This window comes from Brevibacterium sp. UMB1308A (genome assembly GCF_030230605.1).
Taxonomy (GTDB): domain Bacteria; phylum Actinomycetota; class Actinomycetes; order Actinomycetales; family Brevibacteriaceae; genus Brevibacterium.
Genome location: NZ_JASPDO010000045.1, coordinates 1 through 7539, shown reverse-complemented (window position 1 = coordinate 7539; position 7539 = coordinate 1). Strand labels below are relative to the sequence as shown.

7 protein-coding genes are annotated in these 7539 nt (G+C 58.2%); 2 read left to right on the top strand and 5 right to left on the bottom strand.

Going from position 1 to position 7539, the window contains the following annotated elements:
* The coding region (locus QP868_RS11760) for an IS110 family RNA-guided transposase (RefSeq protein ID WP_284926756.1) at window positions 1-888 on the top strand (888 nt) is incomplete at its 5' end.
* Between the two features lie 460 nt (window positions 889-1348).
* Here the strand turns inward: QP868_RS11760 and QP868_RS11755 are convergent.
* The 5 genes from QP868_RS11755 to QP868_RS11735 all read right to left on the bottom strand — a co-directional run bounded on the left by QP868_RS11755 (window position 1349) and on the right by QP868_RS11735 (window position 6662).
* A complete protein-coding gene (locus tag QP868_RS11755; RefSeq protein ID WP_284926755.1) occupies window positions 1349-2089 on the bottom strand; it encodes a 3-hydroxyacyl-CoA dehydrogenase in 741 nt (246 codons plus the stop codon).
* Between the two features lie 84 nt (window positions 2090-2173).
* The gene (locus QP868_RS11750) at window positions 2174-3328 is read right to left on the bottom strand and encodes an acyl-CoA dehydrogenase family protein (RefSeq protein ID WP_284926754.1); all 1155 of its coding nucleotides are present in this window, start codon (window positions 3326-3328) and stop codon (window positions 2174-2176) included.
* 2 nt (window positions 3329-3330) lie between these two features.
* Window positions 3331-4116, bottom strand: a complete 786-nt coding sequence (locus QP868_RS11745) for an enoyl-CoA hydratase/isomerase family protein (protein WP_284926753.1) — start codon at window positions 4114-4116, stop codon at window positions 3331-3333.
* A 143-nt stretch (window positions 4117-4259) separates the two neighbouring features.
* Window positions 4260-5789, bottom strand: coding sequence for a class I adenylate-forming enzyme family protein (locus QP868_RS11740; protein ID WP_284926752.1), 1530 nt, complete (start codon window positions 5787-5789; stop codon window positions 4260-4262).
* A 42-nt stretch (window positions 5790-5831) separates the two neighbouring features.
* On the bottom strand, window positions 5832-6662 hold the full coding sequence (locus QP868_RS11735) for a CoA transferase (protein WP_284926751.1): 831 nt from the start codon (window positions 6660-6662) through the stop codon (window positions 5832-5834).
* Window positions 6663-6762: 100 nt separating this feature from the next.
* Here QP868_RS11735 and QP868_RS11730 point away from each other — a divergent pair, with 100 nt between their 5' ends.
* Window positions 6763-7368 (top strand): TetR/AcrR family transcriptional regulator, encoded by a 606-nt coding sequence (locus QP868_RS11730; RefSeq protein ID WP_284926750.1) that lies wholly within the window; start codon window positions 6763-6765, stop codon window positions 7366-7368.
* The last annotated feature ends 171 nt before the right edge of the window (window positions 7369-7539 follow it).

Genomic DNA, 7539 nt, shown 5'->3' with positions numbered 1-7539 from the left:
GACGCGTTCATCATCGCTGATACCGCCCGGACAATGCCACACACGCTACGAGCCGTGGACCGTAATTCCGAGGTCTTGTCGGCACTGAAGGTGCTCTCAGGGTTTGACGAAGACCTCGCTCGTGAATCAACGCGCGCGATCAATCGGCTACGGTCTCTCTTGGTCCAGATCTACCCATCACTGGAACGTGTATTCCCCGGTGTCGTTCTCACTCGGGCGATCGTGTTGGATCTCTTGATCCGCTACCACGGTCCCGCCGGACTCAAAGCTGCAGGCAAAGCCGGAGTGAAACGGTGGGCACGTCACCACAGCCGCAAAGACCCCGGACCGCTCATCGACCAGGTCTTCACAGCACTGTCAGAGCAGACCGTCACAGTGCCCGGTGCTGACGCTGTTGAACTCATCATCCCGAGGGTCGCAGCTCAGATCAAAGAGCTTAAGCATCAACGGAACATCGTCGCTGAAGAGGTAGAAAAGCTGGTCGATGACTTCCCTCTTTCCACGGTCTTGACATCGATACCAGGAGTCGGAGTCAAGACCGCAGCACAAATCCTCCTGGCCGCTGGCGACCTGTCCGCGTTCCCCACTCCAGGACACCTGGCCGCCTATGCCGGAATCGCTCCAGTAACCCGAAGATCCGGGACATCAATCCGAGGCGAGTTCCCTGCCCGTGCCGGGAACAAGAAGTTGAAGAACGCGTTATTTCGGTCCGCATGGGTCGCGTCCTGTCACGACCCGATATCAAAGGCGTACTACGAACGGAAAAGGGCCGAAGGGAAGCGCCATAACGCAGCGATCATGTGCCTAGCCCGGCGCCGACTAAACGTCATGTACGCGATGATGAAAACAGGCACCCTATACGAGCCCCGCACCCCGGCGGCGGCTTGACAAACACCATAGGGACACCCCCCCACCCAGAGACGAAACGGCGCAAAGCGAGCGAAACTGCGCAATATAACGCGCCGTACCGCTCGCTTTGCGCTGTCTGGACTGAGATATGAAGCGGGAACGCACTCATAGACACCGCCACCACCCAGGGAAACAGACCGCCATTACCCCAACCTGTAGGAGGCTTCCACCTTGCCAGGCCGATGCCACCTCGGGTAGCTGGTCATCATCTTTCTCAGGTAGCTAGCCGCTAACCGCCACAGCCAACCACATCCCAACCACCTAGGGCAGGGCGCCACAGTGAGCACAGCGGACTTTGGGAAGGGGCAGAAAAAAGGGGCAGGCGACCACATGGCCACCTGCCCCCTTAACTCTGTGCCACTTAACGCTGTGAGACAAACTCAGCGTTGCACCGAGAAACTCAGCGTCGCACCAGGACCCCAGCGCTACACCACGGAACTTAGCGCGGTGCCATACGGATAGCGCCGTCCAGGCGAATCACTTCACCGTTGAGCATGCGGTTTTCCACAATGTGCGTCACCAGGTTGGCGTACTCACGTGGCTGCCCCAGACGCTGCGGGAACGGCACCTGCTTGCCCAGCGACGCCTGCGCAGCTTCCGGCAATCCCGCCAACATTGGGGTGAGGAACAAGCCCGGCGCAATCGTCACCACGCGGATACCCACACTCGCCAAATCACGCGCGATAGGCAACGTGATTCCTGCTACCCCACCCTTGGACGCAGAGTAAGCAGCCTGACCAATCTGACCCTCGAACGCAGCAACAGAAGCGGTGTTCACAATCACGCCACGCTCACCGTCTTCACCTGGCTCATTCTGTGACATGGCCCAGGACGCCAAACGAATCGCGTTAAACGTACCGACCAGGTTGACGTTCACGACCTTGGCAAAGGACTCGAGGTCGTGCGGCCCCTTCGAGCTCACAGTCTTCTGCGCCGTCCCGATCCCTGCACAGTTAACCAATCCGGACAGCGTGCCGTCAGCGTTAGCCTTGTCCACCAGCGCTGAAACACTGTCAGGGCTCGTCACATCAGTTTCGACGAACTCAGCACCAGTCGGCGCCTCACCCTTCAGGTCGGCAATGAACACTCGGGCGCCCCGCTCAATCAAGGCCTGAGTCGTGGCAGCGCCCAGACCAGACCCGCCTCCTGTCACAATGAAAGTCTTGTTAGCAAACTGCATAGTGGTTTCCTTTCGTAAACTTGTTGGCTGCTGAAATCTGTTCGCTGCTTAAATCTTCTGACCTGTTGACGTATTCGCTACGCCTCACAGCCCACGCGAAATGAGGTCCTTCATGATTTCGTTGGTGCCACCGTAGATCTTCTGAACGCGCGCATCGGCGTACATCCGCGCAATGGGGTATTCGAGCATGTACCCGTAGCCACCGAAAACCTGAACACACCGGTCGATCACGGTGTTCTGAATATCTGTCGCCCAGTACTTACCTGCGGACGCCTGCTCGGTCGTCAGTTTTCCTTCGATGTGCTGGGACACTAGGTGATCCACAAACGTGCGTGCAGCGAACGTGTCGGTAGCGCATTCGGCCAGAACAAACTTGGTGTTCTGGAATCCCAGAATCGGGCGCCCAAACGCTTCACGTTCCTTCGCATAGTCAATAGTCAAACGTACCGCGTACTCAGCCGTGGTCACACCCGTGACAGCCAATGCCAACCGCTCCTGTGGCAACTGCTGCATCAGGTGGATGAACCCCTTGCCTTCAACACCGCCCAACAGGTTCTCAACCGGAACACGCATGTCCTCAAAGAACAGCTCGCGCGTATCCTGACCACGCTGCCCCACCTTGTCGAGCACCCGGCCACGCGAGAACCCTGGAAGGTCATTCACCTCGGCGACAATGAGCGACAGCCCCTTGCCACCCGGCTGGTCATTGGTGCGCGCAACAATAATCACGATATCCGCGTGAGTACCATTCGAAATGAAGGTCTTCGCACCGTTGATGACGTACTCGTCGCCGTCCAAAACAGCCTTGGTCTTTACCGCCTGAAGGTCGGAGCCCGTGCCCGGCTCAGTCATCGCGATAGCCCCAACCAGCTCACCAGAGGCCAAGCCCGGTAGCCAGCGCTTCTTCTGCTCTTCAGTTCCGATCGCGTTGATGTAGTGAGCCACAATCGTGGAGTGCACAGCGTACCCCCACGCCGCGTCACCAATGTATCCCTGCTCCTGGAGCACAACAGCCTCGTGGGCAAACGTTCCGCCACCGCCGCCGTACTCTTCCGGAATGGACACGCACAGCAGCCCCAGCTCACCGGCCTTGTTCCAGAACTCGCGGTCAATCTTGTGCTCTTCAGCCCAACGCGCCAAATTGGGCTTCGCTTCCTTCTCCAAGAAGTTACGAGTCAAACTACGCAGGTCATCGGTTTCTTTGTTTTCCCACGCACCGCGGTATCCGTCAAGAATCATTTCTATACTCCTTTGAATTCTGGGCGACGGCGTTCAATAAATGCCGAAGTTCCTTCTCGCGCATCTTCCGTTCCCAAAAGCAGGAGGAAGTTGCGACGTTCGTGCTCAAGCCCCGCGCTCAGCGGGGTCTCAAGCGATGCGAGCGCTGAGTCTTTTGTCAGGCGAACAGCCAGGGGCGCGTTAGCTGCGATTGCGTTTCCAATCTTCACGGCTGCCTCTACAACCTGATCGTCTGGAACGACCTCGGCGACAAGTCCGGCCGACTCCGCCCACGCGGCGTTCACCGGCTCACCCGTAAGCAACATGCGCATGGCCTTCGCCTTACCCAACGCGCTGACAAGGCGCTGAGTTCCCCCGCCACCAGGCAGAACACCCAGCTTGACCTCGGGGACACCAAACTGTGCTGACTCACCCGCGATTGCGATGTCACACGCAAGCGTCAGTTCGCACCCGCCACCGAAAGCGAGCCCCCGAACAGCCGCAATCGTGGGCTTGAGAACAGCGTCAAGAGCCCCGAACAGCCGGTCGATCATCAGCGGGTCCAGAGGCTTGCTGTCCTGCATGCGAGCGATCTCACCAATGTCGGCGCCGGCGCAAAACGCCTTGTCACTACCAGTCAGCACAACTGCGCGCACTGATTCGGTGGACTCCGCGTCGCTCAGGGCGACGGCCAGGTCGTCGATCAGTTCACCGGAAAGCGCGTTGAGCGCTTTAGGCCGGTCCAGCGTGATGATGCGTACCGGCCCACGATCTTCCGTGCGTACCAGTGGTTCCCGCTGTTCGGACATATGTTTCTCCTTGTCGGTCAGAGTTCGTGGTGGTTCAGGGTTCGTGGTGGTTCAGCCTTGCTTGTACTGCAAACTGGGGAGCCTGCTCGCCACACTGGCGACCAACGCCCACGATGACCGCTTCTCGGATCCCGCTCATGCTATTACTCACGGGCAATCTTCTCCCGCAGCTTGTGCTTCTGGATCTTCCCCGAGGGGTTACGCGGAATGTCCTCAATGATGAGTTCCCGCGGAATCTTGTAGTGCGTCAGCAGTGGTTCGGCAAACTCACGCAAACCTTCCAGCGTCGGGTTCCCACCTTCAGCAGGCGTCACAACCGCCACAACCGTTTCACCAAAGTCCGGGTGCGGACGGGACACAACCGCAATGTCGGTAATCTCCGGGTACGCTGCCAACGCATTTTCGACCTCGGCGGAATACACGTTGTGCCCACCGGTAATAATCATGTCTTTCAGACGGTCTACCAGGGTGATGTACCCTTCCTCATCAACATGAGCCAGGTCGCCGGTGTGCACCCAACCGTCGATGACCGTTTGCTCAGTTGCTTCTGGCCTGCGCCAGTATTCCTTCATCATGGTTTCGCCACGCATGATCATTTCACCCACTTCACCCGGGCGAACGTCTTTACCTTCCGCATCAACCACACGGACCTCCGTGTTCAAGGTCGCATACCGGCCAGATGCTGAAGGCTTGGCCTTGACATCTTCGTGCAGCAAGATGATGCCACCGGGCCCACCTTCGGTCTGGCCACACAGTTGGATGATCTCGGTCTGCGGCATCACCTCAAACAGACGTTCGGCCACACTTCCGGGCATTGGTGCTGCGCCGTAGAACGCCACCCGCAAGCTCGACAAATCGAGCTTCGTGAGATTGGGCGACCGCAACATGAACGCGAACATGGTGGGCACACCGAAGAACACGTTGATCTTCATTTTGTCGATCTCGTGAAGCACTGCTTCAGGGTCGAATGCTGAGTGAATGACCTGGTGCGCGCCCATCATCAGCGCTGGGAAGAACAACAGGTTCAGCGCTGCAGAGTGGTACAGCGGAGCCACCATCAAGTAGCGGTCGCGAATGCGCAACCCCACCCCACCAATGGTATTCACACCTACCCACAGCACCCGGTGGTGGTCGAAAAGTGCTCCCTTTGGCTTTCCGGTGGTTCCCGAGGTGTAAATAATGAGGCAGTCATCGTCCTCTTCCAGCCCGATCTCCACCGGCGTGGCGGGGCGCTGCAGAGCTGACTCGAGGAGGTTGTCACCGAACTCGGCCGCCCCCAGCGACAGCGCGTTCACCTTGGCAGCTGTCTCCGGAAAAGCATCTGCCCAGGCTTTGACCGCTGGCGCGCACAGTGCGTCGAAGATAATGGAATGCACATCTGCGTCGGTGACGAAGTGCTCAATTTCTGCGCCCGCAGACTTGGGGTTGACCGGGGCGACAATAGCGCCCGCCCGCAAACCACCCAGAACCGCGTACGCGAAAACGTCTGAGTTGCCTGCCACAATGACCAGCCGGTCGTCCTTTTTCACACCTCGCTCGATGAGGTCAGCTGCGAACTGATCCACACGGTCGTCCAGTTCCCGGTAGGTCAGCGTGGTGGATTCAAATGTGAGGGCTGGCTGGTCCGGGTGCGTGTTTGCTGTCCGGCGAAGTACCAGTGGAATTGTTGCCATTTCGACTCCTTTGTCGGGTTGGGTCCTTTTCGGATTGGTGTTTTAAACGGCGATTTCTTCGATGGGCAGGTCGTGGGCGTGCGCGAATTCGACCCAGTGAGCGGTTGACTGGGAGGCAAACGCCGCTTCAAGTTCTTCGTGTGTGGATCCCAGCCGTTCTGCCAGTGCTTTTGCGAAGTGGGGTTCCAAACATGCGACCGCGATGTGTCCGTCTTGAGTGGCGTACGTGCGGTATTCCGGTACGGCTCCGCCTAGCCGTGTTCCAGGCCCGGTGAGGCCGTGGCGTGCCGGTCCACCTGCCCATTGAGCGGCTTCATCCAGAACCACGCGTTTGACAATTCCACCCGTCGTCTCAGCACCCCGGTTTTCCTTTTCACGAAGTCCGGCAAGGGCCTGGAGGGCTGCGTGTTCGCCACCCAAAACATCGGCGACCGGTACGGTGGGCATGGTGCCTGGGACCAAGGTTTTGTGGGCTGCCTGGTACGTCAGGTCGTGGCCTGGCACGTCAGCCCGCTCGCCAGCGAATCCCACGATTTCGACATGGACCAGGCCGTACTTGTCGACCGTGTCTGGGATACCCAGTGCCTTAGCTGCTCGTGGACGCATCGCGGTGAGCAGAATGTCAGCCTCCCCGGCGAGCTGATCAAACTGCTGAACACCTTCTGGCGATTTCAAGTTGATGGTCACGACCTCTTGACCCGCAGTTAGTTCCTTGTAGTAGTCGGTGAAATAGACGTTCAAGGGGTCGCCAGTGGGCGGTTCAACTTTGATGACGCGAGCGCCCAGATTCGTCAGTCTCGCCGCTGCGAGTGGGCCAGGTAGGTTCACGGCCAAGGTGATGACGGTGACGCCGGAAAGTGGCTGCTGGTTCATCCGGACTCCTCAACAACGTAGAGAACTTTGAACTAATGTATAACTGACTGAACAAGTATTCAATAGGTATAGTGACTGAATTGCATAGGAGGACAGCGAAATGGAAACAGAGCCAGAATCACACGGCCAGAACAGTGATCTCACTAGCCGGGCACGGATCCGCAACGCTGGACTTCACCAGTTCGCCACCTCGGGCTTTGCGGGCACGCCCATGCGTGCCATTGCCGCCGAGGCGGGAGTCACCATTGGTCTGATTTCTCACCACTTCGGGTCCAAAGAGGGGCTCAAAGAGGCAGTGGAGAGTTGGATTGTAGAGCAGTTTGCGAACGCGATTGCCCGTGCGGACTCTCAGGCGGGTGGGTCTGTAGCAAGCGCGGCGAGCCGCGATGAGTCGGTTGCGGCCATGACACAAGAAAATCCGCTCATCGTTGCGTATTTACGACGTGACCTGCTTGAAGAAGGCGGTGCCCACGCGCTGATCACCCGGCTTGCACACTTGTCCGGTGAGAGCATCGACTCCTTGCGCGACCACGGGAAGGCTTCCCAGGACCGTAATCGAGTAGAACAGGTTGTCAATGTGATGGTGAGACAGCTAGGGAAGCTGTTCTTGCAACCTCTCATTGATCAGATCGTGTTGTCTTTTCCAGAAAAAGATCAGCCGGAAAAGATGCCGGAACTACACGTCACCGTTACAACTCAGGATTAACCGGGGTTGCCTTTTCGCAGTCACACGTGGGCTCTGCGGAATGGTGGGCCGATACAACCAGGGTTTTATGGCATTAAAAAAGTGGGCCCCGTGGTGTCCTGGGTCAGGACTTAGTTGACACTTCCACCCTGCGGTTTTGTCCAAGACAGTTGACACATCAGTCAGGACATC